Raw genomic sequence first — 19604 nt, 5'->3', positions numbered from 1 at the left:
TTTGTGTATAAGAGACAGGCAATTAGATACCCTTTCTTTCTGGGCAGACCATGTGGACGCCAAGCTTTACTGGCGTGATAGTCAAAGTGATACTCAAACCAATCGCTTATTGACCAAAGAACATGCCTTTTTCGACACCCTTGAATTTCGTCGTGAGAGACGCGATGAAAGTTTTTCTGATCAGTTGATAGGGCTATCGGTTGATTTAGAAAAAGCAGCACGAGTCCACAACATCGAACACCAATTTATTTACGGTGCAGTGCTTAATACCAATCGTTATGAACGCCCTCGTCACGTGGATACCAAGGATTCCAATGGGGAAACCTACGAAAATATTATTCCGTTTGCACCGGCGAAGGCCTATGGTTTGGGCGTCTATTTGCAAGATAGATTCAGCCTTAACCAGTGGACATTTAGCGCTGGTTTACGTTTTGATTTGAATAACCTTACTCCTCAGTCAGAGCAACCTATTGCTGGTTTTGCTGTTAGTGAAATTCAAACCAGTGAATGGTCACCGAGCGCATCCGTAGCTTACCAGTGGACGCCATCATTCAACAGTTACCTCAGTTACAACCACGGCTACCGCGCTCCGACCTATGACAAAGCCTACGGTGCGGCAGACCACAGCTTTGTTCCACTGACGCCGTTTTTTATCGCGCCGAACATGAATTTACAGGCTGAAACCAGTGATAGTTTTGAGTTGGGTTCAAAATACGATAATGGCCAATCTCAAGCTTATGTCGCGGTTTTTTACTCTCTCTTTGACAATTTCATGGACACTAAAGACGTGGGATTTGATAGCGATAGAGGCGCTTGGATCAAGCAGTACCAAAATATTAATGGCGTCGAAACGTATGGCGTGGAGTTCACCTTCGCCCATCAACTGAATCAACATTGGTCAACCACGTTCAAAGCGGGTTATGTGGATGGCAAAGATGATCAAGATGAATACGTTCGTACCATCACGCCGTGGGAAGGAAATGGACAACTAAATTACCAGCAGCAAGATTGGGATGCCTACGCACGTTGGAACTGGGCGAGCTCGATGGACCGAGCACCAGCATGCTCTGATGATATCGGCCGTAAAGCGCAATGCGCGCAAACGTCGGCATGGTCTACGGTCGATCTTGGCGTGAGTTATCAAGTGATGCGTGACCTTGATGTGAGCCTCAACATCATGAACCTATTCGACCGTGAATACGTTCGTTACCAAGACGTCGCAGGTGTAAGTCAAAGTCAAACTCTCTATTCCACTGAACCCGGGCGTTACTTTACCGCTACGGCTAAATACGTGTTTTAGGAGCTAGAGATGAAAAAAATTATCGTTCTGAGCACCTTGCTATGCTTGAGCCATTCCGCCTTTGCGGGGGAGTGGGACTATCCACTGGCAAAAACGACCATTGCAACGAAAGAGTCGGCTGAGCTGTATTTGAGCTCACTTTATCCTGATGTTGGGGCACTGAAGTTTCGTTATCAAACCGAGAGTTTACTGGGAAATCATTACAACTTTGATGTATGGCAGAACGGCCAATACCAACCGCAAAAAGCGTTAGTGCTCTCGACCGATCAGTCCGGCGTAGTGACGCGTGTGTTCAAAAGTTTGCACAATACGGTCGAGCGAGATGGCGTTGCATTGGTCGCGGCAGAGCTCGAATCGTCCCGCCAATTGGTGGCGAATGAACCGCCTGCGCTCTCATCGGGAGATGTGCAGAGCATCAATGTGCAACTTTTTGATCCCGATTTAAGAACCATGGATCAACTGCCTGCGCCAGATTCTGCGTGGAATGACCTTGCTGATTACCCAAACCAGCCGCACTACCAAAGTGCGAATGTCGAGATGTTGCAAAGTGCAGGTAAATATTACTTAGCCAATGAACGAGTACGACAAGTTGATGCCACCGCCATACAGCAACAAGATGATGCCAAGCAGTGGGTTGATAGCGGTGTTGGCTTACTTAGCGCTGAAGACGTGGCGCAATGGAACTCAGATGCTGAAATTCTCTCCATGGAGATGCTTGATGATCGCTTTGTACAGCTGATGGCTTTTTACCATCTTGATCAATCGATTGATTATACCAAACAGCTCGGTTTTTCCCTGTTTAGTGAACCCGTGAGGTTTGATGCGAGAGGTTTATCTAGCAACAACTCTTCTTATTATGTTGGCCCGAAAGCGGTGTTGTTTGGTGTTGGGGGCTCGCCCGATGCATTAGATGCCGACGTGGTTACCCATGAGCTTGGGCATGGAATTCATTATCAAATCGTTCCCGATTGGGCTTATGGACATTCGGGCGCGATTGGTGAAGGCTTTGGTGACTATTGGGCGGGTTCGCACAGTTTTCACCGCCAGTATACACAAGGAAAAGCGTTCGAAATTGACACCGTGTTTAATTGGGATGGCTATTTTGGTACTCGTATTTCGACACGCAGTTTGTGGAATCAACGGGCAAAATATTTTGCATCCGCAGAGTATCGAGCGCATGAAAGTGTTGCAGGTGAGTTGGGTGACGAATTGTGGTCTACCCCTTTATTTCAAGCGCTGAAACAGGCCGTGAATGAGTACGGTCAAGAAGCGTTTGCTGAATTTGACCGTATTGTTCTTGAATCAATGTACGGCTTAGGTCGTGGTCTAAAAATGCATGATTTGAGTGAAAGCATGCTGTATACCGCCAAACAGCTGTACCCGCATCGCGCTTATGATGCGATGCTATTACAGCAATTTAAGCAACATAACTTAGTCCAAGAACCCTTCAAATTCCTGTTGGAACGTCGATTTGTGATGCCAACGGATCCGCTGAACGTGCACATTCAGGCCACGGATCGCCAAGCAAGTTTACAAACGGTAGCCACTTTGCAAGGTGAAACCGTTACTTTCGCTAGCGAAAAATTCCAGCAGCAGCAATGGAGCATCGCGCTGCCAACCACCTACACCTGCGGAGTCAAACAGACTCTACAACTTGAATCGAGTTATCAATATCAACCGTACCTTGCGATGCAATCTGACAAGCAAACTTTATCGTTTATCGTGGGTAAGCCACAGCTTGCAACGCCGCCAGTGGCCATAAATTCAGTATTGAAAGACGCCAGTATTGACGGTGCAGACACGGTTACGTCCGGATTTAAGAGCTATGGCTTGACGATCGATGTTGGCAACGTATTGATTGATGAAGATTTTGTGGTTCGCCTGCAGTTATCGCACCCAGAGCTACAAGAGCTGCGCGTTACCTTAATTTCACCCGCAGGGACACGCGTCGAATTACTCAACCAAGCACCATCGGCCATCAATGGTTTTGATGACTATTGGGTGCTGGCACATGATGCCATATTGGGCTCTTTACAAGGCGAAGCCCTAAGCGGCTACTGGCGTTTGGAAGTGGTTGACTACAACCCGGGAAATTTCGGCACCTTGATTGAATGGGGGGTAGGCCGCCTAGCGGGCTATCAATGCCCTCAACCTGTGACCAATGCACTTTCACCTGAAACAGGTGGCGGTTCGACTTCACTGCTCTTATTACTTCCTCTCGCGGCATTCGCCATAAGACGACGTAATTTGTTGGCTATTTTTTCACTTAAACTGAAGAACACATAACTATGCACTTAAGACTTTCAACACTTTCGCTGGCACTTTTACTGGCTGGTTGTGGTGGCGGTGGAAGTGGAGATGTAGCCAATACATCTTTACCCAGCCATAAAATTAGCGGGCAAATTCAAGCGCAAAACGTCGCACTTGATGCCACTGTCTGCATTGATTCTAACCAAAACTTTGCCTGTGATGTGGGCGAAATCAGCACGCAAGCCGATAGCCAAGGGCGCTACACCCTCACGAGTGACAGCACTCAAATCTACCGTTTTCCTATTGTGGCTGACGTTTCTACTGGCATTAGTGTCATGACGAGAAGTCGCCAAACCAGCCAATCATCGATCCTGATTGCGCCGGCGCTGGGCAAAAGCAGTGGCAACATCCTCAACGGTGTGAGTTCTATTTTTGCCGGCATTATGCTGGATGGAAATACGGAGAAAGAAGCGAATCGCTTGCTGGCCGAGCAGCTTTTGCAATTAGGCGTTGAAGTGAATGGCGATATTTCACAAAACTTTAGCCACACAGCATTGGCAATATTGGATGCCAATGCTGTCGTGTTGCTCCAAAAAGCGAAAGCAAGTGAACGAATTGATTTGCTGGCAACGCTTGGGCAAACCATGGCAAAAAATACACCACTGATTGTCTCTGAGATCGTTTCTGGCGAAAAGATGACCGAATATGCTAATACATTGATGGCGCAAGTATCGGAAGAGCGACCTCTGCAAGACACGGGCATTATTCAGTTCTATTCCGATCAAGGTGCACAAGCGCGGGCTGATGCTGATTATCCCGGTCAAGATGCTGAATATGGCCTAGATATTACCGCCAAAAATGGCGTGACGGGTAAGAGCTTTGCGTTCATCAAATTAGATGCGGCTGGCAATGAACTTGAGGCAGAAGCGAGCGATTGGTCATGCGTTAAAGATGTTTACAGTGGACTTATTTGGGAAGTGAAGTCAGAAGATGCCGCGTCTTTGAACTATAAAGAACGGTTGTTTGCATTAGAAATTGCCGACAAGTTTATCCCTTTTGCAAAAGATGTGACGGCTGCTTCCTGTCAGGTGGCAGGTGATACTATTTGCACTACGCAAGATTACATCAATCGTATCAATCAAGATAAATTGTGTGGGTTACAAACGTGGCGTTTACCGACCAACAGCGAGCAATACATGATGCTCGATTTAGGCGAATTGGGTGACGATGCGGTTGGTTTCAACCGGGACTATTTCCCGCATCAGCCGCAGAACACCGAATTTTTTGATGGGCATACGTGGACTTCTGGCATTGCTTATCTCAATACCTCTCAATTTCAAAGCGATGGTTCGATGCAATATCTTTACACGGCGCTGTCTGGTGCAACCAAAGGGGAACGTAGCCCAATTGAACTCTACTCCAGCAGTACGGCGGCGGACAATGACCCGTCTTATGTCTCGCCGATTCGAGTTGTTGCAACCAAGGAGAACAACCAATGAAATCTCATTTAATCGCGGCTTCTTGCTTGATCTTTTCTGCTGTCGGCGTCGCCCAAGAGTGTTCTCCTGATATGACGAAAAGCGCACCCAACACGCGCTATGTCTACAGCGAGCAGGGGACGATCAAAGATAAGCTCACTGGCTTAACGTGGATGCGTTGCCAAGTTGGTAAAACATGGAACGCCGCTACGGAGCAGTGTGATGGCGAAGCGACCGGGTTTCGTTGGCAAAGTGCTTTGCAAGAAGTGGCGGCTATCAACCATCCTCAAAGCCGACATGCATTGCACCAATTTGCCAGCCAAGCCGAATGGCGATTGCCGAATATTAAAGAGTTAGTGTCATTGACTGAAATGGCGTGTTTTGGCCCAGCGATGAATAGCAGAGCATTTGCCCAAGGCTTTAAGTATGAGACAGGCAATATCTTGTCGTATTTATGGAGCCAATCACCCCATTTAGCGAGTGGTCAGGTGTGGTATTTTGATTCCGTCAATGGCGAAATTTACCACAACGCACCGAATTTTGAATTTGGTGTTTTGCTGGTGGCTGAAGAATAAGTGTTATGAAATAACGCCACTTACGCTGTCAGGGAAACGATCATTCATGTCATGTTGACATGAATGATCGGTGTTTTGTTTCACTTCAGCAGCACCTAAGATTTGATCCATAGTTGTTGAGATAGGGCAGATGGAGAATTCAAACAGCTTCCAAATAAGGAAGCTGTTTGAATAAGTAAACAGGCTGTTTACTCGGTTAGTTCAAGAAAATAGCCAGTTGTGATAGCGCTCCAGCGCGAAGCACACCATCGGCCGTATCTTGTGGTGCGAGAAAGGTTGTGTGTGTACCACTGTCCATTTTTACGAAGACTTTAGACGTATTAGTGATTACATCAGAGGGTGCTGCGTTGGCTAATCCCAATAGTGTTGCTAGGGGTTCGGTGCCTGCACGTGTATTTGTGACATTGTTAGGCACACTCTCGTCTCCCGCCACTTGCAATAAATAAGTAGGGATTGTCGTGGTTCCACCACTGATTAGGTAACTTGCGTTTGTGTATGGATCCATAGTATCGAGCAAGGTTTGAGTCGCGTAGGTAAATTGATCCAACTGACTTTGCAGTGCCGCTTTGTCTGAGGCAGAGGCTGTGTTTTCAAACGTGGTGTAGCAAACTTTCTCTGTTAACCCTGGACAGTATTGGTCGGCGAATGCTTTGTATTTGGGGCTCGCACTTAAGGCGAGATTATGTTTAATGAGTGGGCCATAGTTTGCTGAACCCATTAACAAGTTACCGATTTGACCACCTGAGTTTGCAATGGCCATTCCAGAGAATTTATACAGCGCATCACCATTAGCATCACCGATAGTGCGGTTCGCGTTCGCAACAGCGCTTAAGCCGACGATTCCTCCCAATGAGTGGCCTAGGAATTTTGGTGGTGTCATCGCGGTATTGGCTGCGGTTGCTAATTGAGAACCAACAAACAACCCTGCACTTTGTGAGTAAGTAATGGCCGCACGCAGCCCCATGATATCTAAGATACTCTGACGCGTGTTGTCACGAGCGACGGCCAAGTTGTTCAAATTGAGGTACGCTAGAATATCGGCATTAGCTGAGCGCTGTGCATCTAAACTGCGAGCACCATGCAGCGGTTGATCAATGGCAATCACGGCGATACCAGCATTGGCTAAATGTGCTGCTGTGAAGTACGCATCTTCTTTAACAGAAGTTATACCGTGTTGGTAAATCACGATCGGCCAGTTTGTTCCCGCGTTAGGAGTAAACAGTAAGAAATCAACATCTTCTAACGATTTCACCTTAGGTACAGGGCTATAGCGTGTCATGATGCGCTGAGGATCGAGTGGGCTGCCATCAGACTTTGTGAGGGTCAAGCCCACCAGTTTAAGCTGTTCACTTGGGCTGGTTGCTAGTTGAGTCACGTCGATATTGTTAGCAATGAGCTGATTGGCGATGGTGGCTTTTTCATTGTCATCTGCCAAAGCATTTTTAATCAAGGCCAAACTTGGCATTGCTGATTCAAACGGCTGTGAGTTCCAGTTGCTTCCTTTCTCTAAATAATAAGGGAGCTTAACTGTTCCTGTCGTGACATTAACGTTATAACCTCTGGTTGTGTATTCATTTTCAATAAACGCTTTAGCGGTTGTTTTTTCTGCGCCAATGTAAGTTTGAAAATTTGCATCGTTATTAAGTGCGGTTACAAAATCGGTTGTAGCACCAAAACTCATGGTATAAGCGGCGCTCAAATTAAGGTTATTTGGGTTTGCACCTTGCTTCCAAATATTACCAATATCTGTCGTTGCAAGGCCTGCTGCGGTAGCGCCTTTCACACTGTAAAGTGTCTGACCAACAGATTGAGTACTAAACCACGTTGAATAAATAATCTTGGTTTGATCCACCCCTGCCAAAGCGAAAATGCTTTCTACGCCTTGGGTCACTTTTTGTAGTGCCCCTAGCTTATCATCGGTATAGATTTTCACTTTGGACTTCAATGCGGCGTAGCTGCTGGATGTGCCTGCAATATTGCCATTTACATCCGTAATCTCATCTGTCACGGCTAAAATATATTCACTGGCAGGGTTGAGCGCTTTGTTTGGCACGATCGCAATTTTATCGCTGCTGGCACTGGCGATGGCAGCAAAGTCGGTGTTCAATGTCAGCACGTTTTTAACCGTTGGGCTGCCAATCATACTGTCGGTCAGTTCAATTAAATAAATACCGTTAGAGATAAGACCGTCAGCCAATCCTACGCCTTCAAAGTCTAAAAACAATGGCATTGATGTTGACCAACCATCCATGGTACCCATAGCGGCGACTGGATTGGTTAAGGCGTCATCACCCTTGGTTGGAATTTCTAACGTGCCGTCTTTGGCATTCATGAGTGCAAAAGAGGGCAGTGGTACGTTTGCGTTTGCGCCGCTGAGCGTGAATTTTATGCTGGTGTCGCGTTTTAACGCGTCTTGAATGTAGGCTTCGTAAGTGGGTGTTGTGCTTGCTCCCGAACTGCTCGTTTCATCACCACAACCGACTAACCATAACGCAGAGCAGAGCAGCGATATTTTGAATGTTGTTTTAAGCATGACTTATCCCTGAGTTTAGTTGAATGTGTAGTTAAGTTGAATAGCGCTAAGGTAAGCAGTCCCTTGCGATTCAAACGTCAATGTTTCATTGAGTTTGTTGGTTTCGGTAAACGTGCCGCTTTTACTTTTCACCAGTGCAAAACCCGCATCAATGGATAGCGAGTCGCTGATCACGTAGCTCACGCCTGCTGAATACCAATAACGGTCGCTATCTGGAATACTCAATGTGGCTTCGCCAGCTTGTTCATCAAAAGCAAAACCGGCGCGTAGTGTCCAAGTCGAGTTTAATTGATAAGTTGAACCCAATGACCAACGGCCACTGTCTTCATACTTTTCAGATTTATAAAAACACTCTCCGTTGGTACATTGTGATGACGTTGCTTTTAACTCTTTGAATGAACTCCAGTCGGTACGTTGGTACCCGTAATGCAACGCCACGCTATCAGTGAGTTGGTGAAATGCGGAAACTTCCCACATCGCAGGTAGCGTGATTTTTAAACGTCCTTCAACAACAGCGTTTGTTGCAACACCTGAGCTATAGCTTGAAAACTCACCATCATCAAAATCCAGATCAACAGCAGAGCGGTAAGCAAAACCGACACGGTGGTTTTGGTTGAACTCATATAAGCTACCTATGTTCCAGCCCAAAGCCACGGTTTCGCCAGTCATTCCGACTAGGTTGTCAGAGGCAGAGCCGCCAGTAAATACGGCTAAAGCACCTTTATGTCGTGTCAGTTTTGCTTCGGCATAGACGAGGTTAATACCCGCAGCGAGACTAAGCTGTTCGTTAACACGGTAGGCAATATTCGGGTTTAAATTGACAGAAAGAAGAGAAGTATCGCCTGCAAGATCACCTGCATAAATATCATTAGGGTAGTCTGTAGCTACGCCGTAAGTAGTGAATATTCCCATCCCCCAAGCCCATTTTTCATTGATTGGACTGACGTAGTAAGCCGCGGGAACGACTTGCAGTGGCGCAACATCGTTCATTTTCTGTTGGTTTTTCACATCATATACATCAACCTCTGGGTCAACGATGGACAGTGCACCAGAAAACTGCGTCGTATCAAACCGTGTCATGGCTGCGGGGTTGTGTGCAATCACACTCGCGTTATCGGCCACCGCTCCTTCACCAGAGAAAGCACGTCCTAGCCCTGAGGCTGAATGCTCTGCCACTTGGAAGCCTGCAGAGTGAACATTAAACGCTGTCAATATTGATAGCGCGAGTAGCGTGCGGGGTTTGATGATCATTCTCGACCTCCTAAGGCCTTGTTATGGTAATGGCATTGCAATGCGAGATGTTAATTTTGTGTTGTTGATATGTCAAAGAAAATGATGTCTTTATTTCAATTAGCGGCGAATGATAGTGTGTAAGTATTTGTAAATCAAATGAAAATTTGACAGTTTTGGTATGACCAGTAGAGTTGTGCTTATTTGGCAGGGTAATTGGTTTAGCTTGTGCTAAAGTTAATTTTTATGCTTCAACACGTTCATAATATTGATGTTTTGGTGGGTGAGTTTAAATTATTTGACCAAAAAAATGGTGAAGAAACAGAGGCAGTCACTATGGTGTTTGCAACTACCTCTGTGGTGGGGTTAACGGCCAACAAAAGCAATAACGACACGGTCATTATTTAACGTTCTAGAGAACAGATAGGCATTTTGCTGTTCAATCTCATGATGAATACCTGCGCCAATGGCAGGGTGCGATTGACGAAATTGGCCTAGCGTTTGCCAATGCTTCAGTAGCGCTTGTCGCTCTTCATCCAGTGACCACACCATGTCAGAGCGTGTGCCTTGGTGAAAATCATCGGCGTAAGGGCCAACTTGACGTGCGACTTCATCACCGTAGTAAATTTGCACCGCACCCGGTGCGAGAAGCAATGCATTGGCGGCATTACGCTGCATTTCAAAGGAGTTAAAACGGCTAAAAAACAGCTCGGTATCGTGAGAAGAGAGGTAGCTCACGGGGGTAAAATCTGGGTATTTCGCTAGCGTTTGCGCGTAGTCGCGGTACACCATCGCCATTTGGCTTAAGCAGGCTGCGCCTTTATCGACTCTTTTTTGCATATCAAAGTTGATCAGTGCATCAAAGCCATCATCAAAATAGGGGCTGCGGTAAGCTGAATGGCCCCATACTTCGCCCATCATCCAAAAGGGTTGCCCTTGCTGCCCGTTTTGCTCACGCCAAGCATCTAAACTGCGTGATGCCTCGCTTTTTAAGCGTCGCCATACCTCGCCTTCCACATGTTTTACGGTGTCGACGCGGTAACCATCAATACCAAAGCGTTTAACCCAATCGGTTTGCCACTCAATTAAGTAATCGGCAACGCTATACTGTTCGCGCGCTACCACGCGAGTGCCGGGGTTATTAAGTAGCCACTGCGGCGGCGTCACCGCTTGTGTTGATTCAGTGCGAAAATCCGGTAAGCCGGCCAGCGTCATCGTGATATCGCTAGATCCGGGTTTCTGGTAGCCGGGCAACCCAGCGCGAACCCAATCCTTGCCCCACCACTGCGACCAGTTGGCGCTTTGATAATCAATGGATTGATTGTAGCTGTGCCAGTTTTCTTCAGCTTTCGGCATCCAATCAACCCATTTTTGCGGTAAATTTTGGGGATTAACCACCTCAATCTGATCAAATTGCAGGTCAGCCAAGGTGGCGTAGCCGGAATGGTTGAGCACCGCATCGAGCAAGATTTTTATGCCTCGTTTATGCGCTTCAGTGACCAGCGTTTTGAGATCATCCTCATCACCAAAATTTTGATCGATCTTGGTAAAATCACGCGTCCAGTAACCGTGATAGGCATAAAAAGGGAACGAGCCACTGTCACCACCGCCGACAAAACCGTGCACCTGCTCCACAATCGGCGAAAGCCAAATCGCGTCGGTGCCTAAGCTTTTGATGTAATCGAGTTTGGCAATCACACCTTTTAGGTCGCCACCGTGGAAAGTACCCACTTCTTCTTTGCCATCTTTTTTACGGCCATAGCTATTGTCGTTACTTGGGTCACCATTGTTGAATCTGTCCACCATCACAAAGTAAATCGTGGCATTGCGGTAGGTAAAGGGCTCGCTGGCGGCATCCGTTGCGGGGGCAAGCAGCACCAATCCACCACTGGTTGGTGACGGCATTAAGGTGACTTGGCTATTTTTCACGCTGAGGATTTGGCCGGTAAATGTCTCTTTTAGTCGTGTGCCATCGGGGAACGTATTGCCCAGTTGTAAGGTCACTTCACCGCCTTGGTACTGCTCGCACGAAACACTCGGTATCGGCCGTTTAAATTTGCTAGTAGTGGATTTGTTGGCTTGGCGGACAAAGGTTAAGGTCTGCTGCTCGTCATCATAAGCGAAGGCGTAATCGCCAGTGAAACGTATCGTCAGCGGCAGTTCGGTTTCTTGTCCACAATTGAGGGCGATGGGCGCGTTGAATTTGATGCTCTGCTGAGCTGGCGCGCTGCACTGGCCCTCAATCCCTGACACTTTTATTGTGTAGCTTTCTTTGGTCAAGGGAATGACTAAAGGCGTTTTCGCATCCAGCGGAAAGTCGCGGCTAGTCGTGGTGGTCGAAATGGTCAGATTGGGCGCGGCAAACACAACAGGCGCGGCAGCGCAAAGTGCGAGTGTTAACGTGGAGAATTTCATGCTCTATCCTTGGCCTTCATGGGTTAGGGTGATTCGTTTTTGCGTTATCGTCAGTCGCTGTAGGGCGAGGTGCTTCATCGCTAACAATAAAAGCAGAGAGAGAAGTTGACATCATTCTTGTGCCTAAGCCTTAAGAATTTGGCGTTGATCACAAAGCATGGCTTGGGGGCGTAGAAGCGATGAATTTTCCAGCGATATAAATTGTCAACGTGTAGTGAATCTCACAACTTCGGCGCGTAATCTTAACTTATTCGGTAGATTCATTGAGCCGTCATCGAAACCTGCTTAGGATGACGGCAATTAAGTCAAAGGAGACAACCAATGGTTGCTAAAGTAACAATCGCGCCGCAAGGGCCAGATTTTTCAGAGCTAGTACAAGGTTACTGGCGTTTGGCAGATTGGGGCATGACGCCACAACAGCGTTTAACGTTTTTAAAACAGCACATTGAATTGGGCATTAGCACGGTTGACCATGCGGATATTTATGGTAACTACCAGTGCGAGAAACTGTTTGGTGAAGCCTTAGCGCTGGAGCCCGCGCTGCGCGAGCAGATTAGGCTTCGTTTTCCAAAAATTCAACTTAGTTCCGGTGATGACAGCGGCGGAAAATATTGCTTACCCATTGATGCTAAACGGCTACAGCCTGCGCGATCAGCGTACTTTAACGCGCACTATGCTAGCCAAAGTGGAGTTAGAAACGCTGGCTCACCACCGGCCGGATCATCTTTCAGGCGGCCAGCAACAGCGCGTAGCCATTGCGCGCGCGCTGATCCATAACCCTGAAATGGTGATTGCCGACGAACCGACCGCCAGTTTAGACAGCCATACCGCCAATGTGGTGATCGACATCATGAAAAGCCTTGGACACGAAATGGGCACCACTTTTATTGTGGCTACGCACGACGCGCGCATGGCCAACCGCTGCGACCGAACCTTGCAGCTTGTGGATGGCAAAGTGATTCAGGAGGCGATGAAATGGGCAAGCTGATTTCTATGGAATGGCGTATGGCGGCGCTGAATTTACTGCGCAATCGCCGCCGCAGCCTGCTTTCGGTATTGATCATTGCCATTGCGGTTTTCGCATTGACTAGCGCCGGAGGATTTGGCCTTTACACTTACCAAGCACTGCGCGAATCCACTGCGCGCGACACCGGGCATTTAACGCTCAGCCAACCGGGCTTTTTTGAGCAAGATGAAGAGTCGCCACTGGCTAATGGGATTGCCGACAGTGCGTTGATTGTTGAGCGATTAATCGACGATAAGCGGATACGAGGCATTCAGCCACGCATTGAGTTTAGCAGGTTGGTCTCTAACGGTAGCAAATCGACCATTTTTGTCGGTTCCGGCGTTAACCATAAAGAGTTTGATATGAAAGGGCCATTTTTGGACGTTCGCCAAGGCAAAACCTTGTCCAATATTGACTCCCCTCGATTTGATGCGAGTGAGCCGGAAGTGATGCTGGCGGTGGATCTCGCCAAAAACTTAAATGTTTCGATTGGCGACTGGGTTACTTTACTGACCAGTACCGCTGATGGCGCGCTAAACGCGGTTGATTTCAAAGTGCACGGCATCTATTCCACGGGTGTGCCTGAATTGGATAAACGCCAATTGTATCTGCACATTCAATCGGCCTCTGAGCTGTTAGCTTCGAATAAAGTGAGCACCTTATCGCTGTTTTTGTTTAGCACCGAACAGACAGAAAGCATGCGGCATTGGGTTGAAAACAAACTGTCATTAATGAGCCTTCGCCAAGCGATTCAAGTGACGCCTTGGCAGCAGCGCGCGTTTTTTTATCAAAAAGTAAAAGATCTTTACGATCGCATCTTCGGCATCATGGGCTTGGTGATGGGGTTGGTGGTCTTCGTCGCGCTATTTAACACCTTAACCATGTCGGTCACGGAGAGAACACGTGAAATCGGAACGCTGTCGGCGCTTGGCACTTACCCAAATGAAATCGTCGCCAGCTTCATACGCGAAGCCGTACTGCTAGCCATTTTAGGCACGCTGGTGGGTGCGGCATTCAATGCCCTAGCAAGCGTGTTATTGATGGTAGTCGATGTGCAAATGCCACCACCACCAGGACGCACGGAAGGGTATCCTTTACATATTTATTTTTCATGGGAATTGGTTCTGCTGAGTGCGCTTGGCGTACTGAGCATTTGTATTGCAGCGGCTTGGTTGTCGGCACGCAAAGGAGTCAACAAGCCAATCACGGAGGCACTGGCTTATGTATAAATGGATGATGTTATTACTGATCACGCTTAGCGGTGGCTACTCGGCCGCTGGCTGGGCGGCGCTGGATGCTGGGCAAATGACCAAAAACGCCGACCAATATCGCCTTGGTTACAGCGCGGCCAAAGTCGTCTCTTTGGTGTCGCTTTATGAACGTGGTGAGCTCGATAAAACGCGTCAATATCACGTGTATACCAAAGCCAATCGCGACTCGTTAGTGGTGTTCAAATCTTCCGTTGAAGCGGGGCAAAAAATGCTGATGCTCGATGAAAACTACTGGTTGTTGATGCCAAAAAGCCGCCGCCCTATTCGTATTACGCCAATGCAAAAACTGCTTGGTGAGGCTTCGGTGGGCGATATTTCAACACTGACGTGGAGCGAGGATTACCAAAGTCAATTGATGGGTGAAGAGCAGATAGAAACACCCAATGGTCAACCTTACCTGACGCATAAGTTGTCATTACTGGCTGTCACAGAAGGGGCGAACTACCAGCAAATTATCTTATGGTTGGATAAAGAGAACGATTTCCCAATCAAAGCTTCTTTGTATTTACGCTCTGGGAAACTGGCCAAGCAGGCTTGGTTTCGCGCTGGTGAAAAAGAGGGACGAATGCGCGTAACCAGTATGACGCTGCTTGATCAAATTCAACCGACCAAAAAAACGGTGGTTGAGTATCAACACATCGAGCCCATGGAGCTAGATGAAAAATATTACAACCCCGCCTATCTGACTCGTAACAGTCTATCGGAGTTATGAGATGAAGCGTGTTGCGTTCGCTTTTTTAACCAGTGTATTGAGCTTAGCTGCGCGGGCAGAAGCCCCCAGTTTTGATTGGGATTGGGTAATGAGCGCATCCACCATGGCGCATCGCGACAGCCTTTTTTTTCCTAGTAATCAAGCGCGCGATACGCAGCAGATTGAGGCGTTATTGGATGTAGAAATGAGGTGGCATGGCTGGTTGGGTCTAGTGGCTATCAAACAAAACGCCTTGTGGAGTAGCGATGCACAGCAGCACGCCGACAGCGAGTTCATTCTACAAGAACTGTTTTGGCAAGGCAGCCTAGTGCTGGCTGATGTGCCGTTTGAGCTGACACTAGGAAAAATGCGCTTGGATTGGGGAGTGGGCTACGGTTATCGTCCGCTTGATCTCTTTCAGCCTTATCGCCGCAATCCGGTCGGTATTCAGGTAGAAGAGGGGGCCGGAACGCTCTCTGCTTCTTATTATGATCAGCAAGGTGAATGGACGCTTTTTTATACAGATTCCTCTTGGACAGAGCAGCAAGGCAGCGAGTTACAACAAATGACCGAACAACAAGGGGCGGGCGTAAGGCGTTATCAGTTGATGGGCAATGCCGAATGGCAGGCGATTGCTTACTATGATGACGTTCGACGCGGCGTGCTGGGTAGCTCGTTTGTTACTGTGCTCACTGACGCATGGGAAGTGCATGCGTCAGCGCTCTATCAGCGTCATTATTTGGCGTACCAACAGCCCAGCGCGTTGGCTCAAGCAGTTTACTCTCAACAACAAGAGATTGAATCGCGCATGGCTCTTGAATCACGAACTCAAGGCTATCAGGCACTGGTAGGGTTCAACTGGTCGGGAAGTGATGGGCAAAGCGTCATTGCAGAATATTGGTTCGACAGTCGCAGTTGGGGAAAAGAGCAGTGGCAACAAGCGCAGAGCAACGCGGATTCGGTTCGTTATCAGCATAATCAAGCGTTAGGTTGGTCTTACGCACAAGGCTATAACCACGTGAATCTCGTGCAGCATAATGTGATGTTGCATGCTTCGTTAGATAGCCAAGCTTGGCATCATTGGCCGTGGAGCCAGAGTATTGAATGGTTGCAAGGCTTAGTACCGACACTTGATGTGCTGATTGCACCGCAAGATGGCGGCGTGATCGTTACTCAATGGCTCAATTACTCAGTGTACGATTCGGGTACAGCCTCTATCGAAATCGAACTGGCCGCACGTTTTATGACTGGGCCTGCTGACTCTACATATGCAAACTTACCAGATAAGCATATGATTCTATTAAATATGAAAGGGAAATTCTAATGTGCGAGAAAGTTGAGATTCGAAATCTTGCCAAAAGCTTGTTATTTACTTCGCTGTTTTGTGTGGTGATCGCCTTTACCACTCAGGCCATTTGGCCCAGTGACATCACGTTGCACTTAGCAATAAGCTTTGGCTACGGTTACAGCGCAGTGGCCATTGCTCACTTACTGAGTCGCTTCGCACCGCAGTTGTCCGCACGCTTAGTGAACGTTTTTTCGCTCACGGGGTCGATGATTTTCGGTACGTTACACGCTTATTTATGGCTTAGTAAATACGCGCACTTTAGTCATTTTTCAGCAATGAAACCGGTGATTTTTCTCGGTTTCGTTTTTACTGGCGTTTGCTTTTTCTACTTCTACGCGCATGAACAAAAGCTGATTGCTGAAAAAGCGCTGGAAGCCTCCAAACGGCGTCAATCTGAACAAGAGAAAGCTTTGATTTTGAGCCAGTTGCAGCAGCTACAAAGTCAAATTGAACCCCATTTCTTATTTAATACGCTTGCCAATATCAGCGTGTTGATTGGCTCTGAGCCTTATAAAGCGCAAATGATGCTCGAAAAGCTAACCGACCTATTGCGTGGTTCGCTGCGTAGTAACCGCAATCGCACCACAACGCTACGTGAAGAGTTACATTTAGTCGATGCGTATTTGGGTATTCAAAAAATTCGTTTAGGTGATCGGCTGGATTATGAGATTGCAATGCCTGGCGCAGCGGATGACATTCCTTTGCCGCCGATGCTGTTACAACCTTTGGTTGAGAATGCTGTTAGCCATGGTATTGAGCCTAAAGCCGCGGGGGGGAAAGTGACCATCAAAAGTGAAATTTATGACGAGTGGTTTGAAGTCAGTGTCTGTGACAGTGGCATTGGATTGCAGCCGAGTGCTCTTTCAGCAGGGCATGGTATTGCGTTGGATAATATTCGCCAGCGCTTAAGCGGCCTATTCGCTGATGATGCGTGTCTCATTATCGCCCAAAATCATGATGCTGGCGTGACGGCAACGATTAGAATAAAGCGGCTACTATTGGACCAACTACAAGGAAGTGCCACATGAGTACTGTCTCTGCGACCGCTATTATTGCTGATGATGAACCGCTATTGCGGCATCATTTAAACCGTGCATTAGGAGAAGTGTGGCCAGAGCTCGATATTGTCGCGCAAGCCGAAAATGGACGCGTGGCATTGTCCATGATTGAGCAGCATCAGCCGGAGGTGGCCTTTATTGATATTCGAATGCCAGAAATGGATGGTATGTCGCTCGCTAGGCAATTGGCTGGTTTGGCAAAGCCACCACTGATTGTATTTATCACCGCCTATGATGAGTATGCCATTCAAGCTTTTGAAGCCAATGCGGCGGATTATTTATTGAAACCGCTTTCTGAAGCGCGTTTAGTGCAGTGCTGTACTAAGTTGCAGCTAAGATTAGCCGAGCATTCTTCTGAGCGACAATTACCTGATTTGCAAACCCTTTTACAGCAGATACAGCATATAAGCCAACAGGCATCGCCGTCGTTTTTAAGCTGGTTAAAAGTTCAAAAAGGTGAAGATATTCACCTGATTTCGGTGGCGGATATGTTGTACGCTAAAGCCGAAGACAAATATTTATCCATATACGTAAAGAGTGATTCTGGAGTGCAGGAGTTCTTACTGCGCAGTTCATTGAAAGAGTTGCTGCAGCAGCTTGACCCGAATCAGTTTTGGCAAATCCACCGTTCAACGGCAGTGAATGTTGCCAAGATAGATAAAGTGAAAAAAGAGTTCACGGGTAAAATGTACGTCTTGATTGGTCCTGATAAGTTACCCGTCAGCCGTGCGCTGCAAGCTCAATTTAAGTCGTAACTTAATTTAAACCGTCGTTCGATTGATCGCGTGATTAGCGGTGTGCGATCTGCTTGGCGGACAGGGTAAATTGGAAGAAAGCATCCACAGACATAGGTTCAGAATAATAAAAACCTTGGATGTAACGTACACCCAACAGCTCTAATTCTCTCACCTGATCTTGGTTCTCAACGCCCTCAGCAATCAGCCGCATGTTCAATTGCTTTGCTAGTTTAATCATCGACACTAACACCGAAGTAATGGCTGAATTTTGATGCAAGCTTTTAATAAACACTTGATCAATTTTGAGAGTGTGGAAGTCGTGTTGGTGGATAAAATTTAAACCCGAGTAGCCAGTGCCAAAATCGTCAATGGCGATTTTAAAGCCTAGCTGTTTCAGTCGTTGTAAGTTTTCCATGGCTAACTTCAACTCGTCCACGTTGAAATGGTTGTCTTCGGTGATCTCTAGCAGAAGTCGTGGAACAATCGCTGGGTGTTTTGTCGCGTAGCGTTTCATGTAATCCATAAAGTAATTATCAATGATCAATAACCGGCTGATGTTGATGCTGATGTATTGATCGTGCAACGCATGTTTGTGCTGCTCCACACATTCTGTCACCAATTTCAACACACGGTAGGTGATTTGGTGAATCACGCCAATACGCTCTGACAACGGGATAAAAATGGTGGGTGAAATATAGCCTTGAGAGGGTTCATTCCAGCGCAGTAGCGCTTCGCTACCAACAATTCTATTTTCGGTAATATCGACGATCGGTTGTAAATAGAGTTCCAACTGATGGTTTGATATTGCCTCTCTCAAAGAGACTTCTAAGGTGTTTCGGCTGAGGTAATAGTTGTGATAAGCAAGATAAATCAAAGAGATAATGCTTGCTGTAAGCAAGACAAGCCATAAGTTATCGAGAAAATGGTAAGCATAAGATCCGTTATTTAAGTAGATCTGAATTGAGAGTGGGTAATGCTCGGATTTAAAGAGAAAGCTAGTATGAGCAGAATCGATCTCTTCCTGATCACTGCGAATACTTTGGCTTAACACGTTGACCTGATAGCCGTAGTGCCATTTGGCAAGTTTAGGAGCGACTAGGTTCATAAACTGTTCTGGAGGCATCAGTGCATTGAGGCCGCTCATATCTGGCTGTGAAGCATAGACAAAAAATGTTTGCTCTTTACTGCGAGATTTTGTTAATGAAATGGTCGTATTCGTTGGAGATTGTTTAAGCCTGTCAAGAATATGTTTGTACAAATGAATGGTGGTATGGCCTTCATTGCTGGTGCAAAAAATAGTCCCGTGAGCGTTGTACATGCCCACTTCTTTGACCATTTTCGAGCGAAATACATAGCTCCTCAGAGCAATGATGTCTTCTCTTTGGCAGTGCTTTGAAATGTTTTTACTTAACTGGTTCAGTTCATCCGACGTTTGATTGATGTGATGTTCCAGTTGTGTAATGGCTTGTTCACCGAAGCGGGTTGCCTGCCGGTTAGTGTCATAAAAGTTTTTAACTATCGCGAAAGTAAACACAAATAAGAAAATACCCAGAATAGGAATAAATGCGTTTATCTTTGCCGAAAGTATCTCTTTTGCAACGCTAAATTTGCTCGGTGAACTGTCATTGTTTTGCATTACAGACAGTGCTCATAGGTTATTACCAGTAAAAATCAGTATTGCTTTTATGTTGATAAGGGCTCTTCTCCGCTTA

At 46.9% G+C, this 19604-nt stretch carries 14 protein-coding genes and 2 pseudogenes; 12 read left to right on the top strand and 4 right to left on the bottom strand.

The window, feature by feature from the left end:
- The 4 genes from PL85_RS00370 to PL85_RS00355 form a co-directional block, all read left to right on the top strand.
- Window positions 1–1300, top strand: a 1300-nt coding sequence (locus PL85_RS00370; RefSeq protein WP_194548454.1) for a TonB-dependent receptor domain-containing protein, incomplete at its 5' end; no start/stop codon positions are given.
- A gap of 9 nt (window positions 1301–1309) precedes the next feature.
- Window positions 1310–3586, top strand: coding sequence for a proprotein convertase P-domain-containing protein (locus PL85_RS00365; RefSeq protein ID WP_115339926.1), 2277 nt, complete (start codon window positions 1310–1312; stop codon window positions 3584–3586).
- Window positions 3587–3588: 2 nt separating this feature from the next.
- Window positions 3589–5049, top strand: a complete 1461-nt coding sequence (locus PL85_RS00360) for an Lcl domain-containing protein (protein WP_115339925.1) — start codon at window positions 3589–3591, stop codon at window positions 5047–5049.
- Window positions 5046–5603 (top strand): Lcl C-terminal domain-containing protein, encoded by a 558-nt coding sequence (locus tag PL85_RS00355; protein WP_017049248.1) that lies wholly within the window; start codon window positions 5046–5048, stop codon window positions 5601–5603. The genes PL85_RS00360 and PL85_RS00355 overlap by 4 nt, the downstream gene beginning before the upstream one ends.
- Window positions 5604–5799: 196 nt before the next feature.
- On the opposite strand, the gene PL85_RS00350 is transcribed toward PL85_RS00355, so the two are convergent.
- Together PL85_RS00350 and PL85_RS00345 are read right to left on the bottom strand one after the other, a co-directional pair.
- Window positions 5800–8136, bottom strand: coding sequence for a VolA/Pla-1 family phospholipase (locus PL85_RS00350; protein WP_115339924.1), 2337 nt, complete (start codon window positions 8134–8136; stop codon window positions 5800–5802).
- 15 nt (window positions 8137–8151) lie between these two features.
- Window positions 8152–9387, bottom strand: coding sequence for an outer membrane protein transport protein (locus PL85_RS00345; protein ID WP_013868388.1), 1236 nt, complete (start codon window positions 9385–9387; stop codon window positions 8152–8154).
- A 225-nt stretch (window positions 9388–9612) separates the two neighbouring features.
- Here PL85_RS00345 and PL85_RS00340 point away from each other — a divergent pair, with 225 nt between their 5' ends.
- Complete coding sequence (locus PL85_RS00340; protein ID WP_017049245.1) at window positions 9613–9774, top strand: hypothetical protein; 162 nt, start codon at window positions 9613–9615, stop codon at window positions 9772–9774.
- On the opposite strand, the gene PL85_RS00335 is transcribed toward PL85_RS00340, so the two are convergent.
- The gene (locus PL85_RS00335; RefSeq protein WP_115339923.1) at window positions 9733–11781 is read right to left on the bottom strand and encodes an alpha-amylase; all 2049 of its coding nucleotides are present in this window, start codon (window positions 11779–11781) and stop codon (window positions 9733–9735) included. The genes PL85_RS00340 and PL85_RS00335 overlap by 42 nt on opposite strands.
- Window positions 11782–12102: 321 nt before the next feature.
- Between PL85_RS00335 and PL85_RS00330 the strand changes: the two are divergent.
- The 7 genes and pseudogenes from PL85_RS00330 to PL85_RS00300 form a co-directional block, all read left to right on the top strand.
- Window positions 12103–12381: pseudogene (locus PL85_RS00330) on the top strand (aldo/keto reductase); the annotation flags it as partial.
- Window positions 12329–12769: pseudogene (locus tag PL85_RS00325) on the top strand (ABC transporter ATP-binding protein); the annotation flags it as partial. The pseudogenes PL85_RS00330 and PL85_RS00325, both read left to right, overlap by 53 nt.
- On the top strand, window positions 12757–14016 hold the full coding sequence (locus tag PL85_RS00320; RefSeq protein ID WP_115339921.1) for an ABC transporter permease: 1260 nt from the start codon (window positions 12757–12759) through the stop codon (window positions 14014–14016). The pseudogene PL85_RS00325 and the gene PL85_RS00320, both read left to right, overlap by 13 nt.
- Complete coding sequence (locus PL85_RS00315) at window positions 14009–14770, top strand: outer membrane lipoprotein-sorting protein (protein ID WP_017042180.1); 762 nt, start codon at window positions 14009–14011, stop codon at window positions 14768–14770. Before PL85_RS00320 ends, PL85_RS00315 begins: the two co-directional genes overlap by 8 nt.
- A 1-nt stretch (window position 14771) precedes the next feature.
- Window positions 14772–16073, top strand: a complete 1302-nt coding sequence (locus tag PL85_RS00310) for a hypothetical protein (protein ID WP_088733146.1) — start codon at window positions 14772–14774, stop codon at window positions 16071–16073.
- Window positions 16073–17125, top strand: a complete 1053-nt coding sequence (locus PL85_RS00305) for a sensor histidine kinase (protein WP_094165641.1) — start codon at window positions 16073–16075, stop codon at window positions 17123–17125. The genes PL85_RS00310 and PL85_RS00305 overlap by 1 nt, the downstream gene beginning before the upstream one ends.
- Window positions 17122–17910 carry a LytR/AlgR family response regulator transcription factor gene (locus PL85_RS00300; RefSeq protein WP_017042183.1) on the top strand — a complete coding sequence of 263 codons (789 nt, stop codon included), beginning with the start codon at window positions 17122–17124 and terminating at the stop codon, window positions 17908–17910. Before PL85_RS00305 ends, PL85_RS00300 begins: the two co-directional genes overlap by 4 nt.
- 34 nt (window positions 17911–17944) lie before the next feature.
- Here PL85_RS00300 and PL85_RS00295 read toward each other — a convergent pair whose 3' ends face one another.
- Complete coding sequence (locus tag PL85_RS00295) at window positions 17945–19528, bottom strand: EAL domain-containing protein (RefSeq protein ID WP_013868399.1); 1584 nt, start codon at window positions 19526–19528, stop codon at window positions 17945–17947.
- Window positions 19529–19604: the final 76 nt, after the last annotated feature.

The organism is Vibrio anguillarum (assembly GCF_001989995.2).
Lineage (GTDB): Bacteria > Pseudomonadota > Gammaproteobacteria > Enterobacterales > Vibrionaceae > Vibrio > Vibrio anguillarum.
This window is presented reverse-complemented; position numbering and strand designations above follow the sequence as displayed.

What these genes read in the sequence shown, in the direction of transcription:
- PL85_RS00365 (WP_115339926.1), top strand. Translation starts at nt 1,310, where the DNA reads ATGAAAAAAATTATCGTTCTGAGCACCTTGCTATGCTTGAGCCATTCC.
- PL85_RS00360 (WP_115339925.1), top strand. Translation starts at nt 3,589, where the DNA reads ATGCACTTAAGACTTTCAACACTTTCGCTGGCACTTTTACTGGCTGGT.
- PL85_RS00355 (WP_017049248.1), top strand. Translation starts at nt 5,046, where the DNA reads ATGAAATCTCATTTAATCGCGGCTTCTTGCTTGATCTTTTCTGCTGTC.
- PL85_RS00350 (WP_115339924.1), bottom strand. Translation starts at nt 8,136, where the DNA reads ATGCTTAAAACAACATTCAAAATATCGCTGCTCTGCTCTGCGTTATGG.
- PL85_RS00345 (WP_013868388.1), bottom strand. Translation starts at nt 9,387, where the DNA reads ATGATCATCAAACCCCGCACGCTACTCGCGCTATCAATATTGACAGCG.
- PL85_RS00340 (WP_017049245.1), top strand. Translation starts at nt 9,613, where the DNA reads ATGCTTCAACACGTTCATAATATTGATGTTTTGGTGGGTGAGTTTAAA.
- PL85_RS00335 (WP_115339923.1), bottom strand. Translation starts at nt 11,781, where the DNA reads ATGAAATTCTCCACGTTAACACTCGCACTTTGCGCTGCCGCGCCTGTT.
- PL85_RS00320 (WP_115339921.1), top strand. Translation starts at nt 12,757, where the DNA reads ATGGGCAAGCTGATTTCTATGGAATGGCGTATGGCGGCGCTGAATTTA.
- PL85_RS00315 (WP_017042180.1), top strand. Translation starts at nt 14,009, where the DNA reads ATGTATAAATGGATGATGTTATTACTGATCACGCTTAGCGGTGGCTAC.
- PL85_RS00310 (WP_088733146.1), top strand. Translation starts at nt 14,772, where the DNA reads ATGAAGCGTGTTGCGTTCGCTTTTTTAACCAGTGTATTGAGCTTAGCT.
- PL85_RS00305 (WP_094165641.1), top strand. Translation starts at nt 16,073, where the DNA reads ATGTGCGAGAAAGTTGAGATTCGAAATCTTGCCAAAAGCTTGTTATTT.
- PL85_RS00300 (WP_017042183.1), top strand. Translation starts at nt 17,122, where the DNA reads ATGAGTACTGTCTCTGCGACCGCTATTATTGCTGATGATGAACCGCTA.
- PL85_RS00295 (WP_013868399.1), bottom strand. Translation starts at nt 19,528, where the DNA reads ATGCAAAACAATGACAGTTCACCGAGCAAATTTAGCGTTGCAAAAGAG.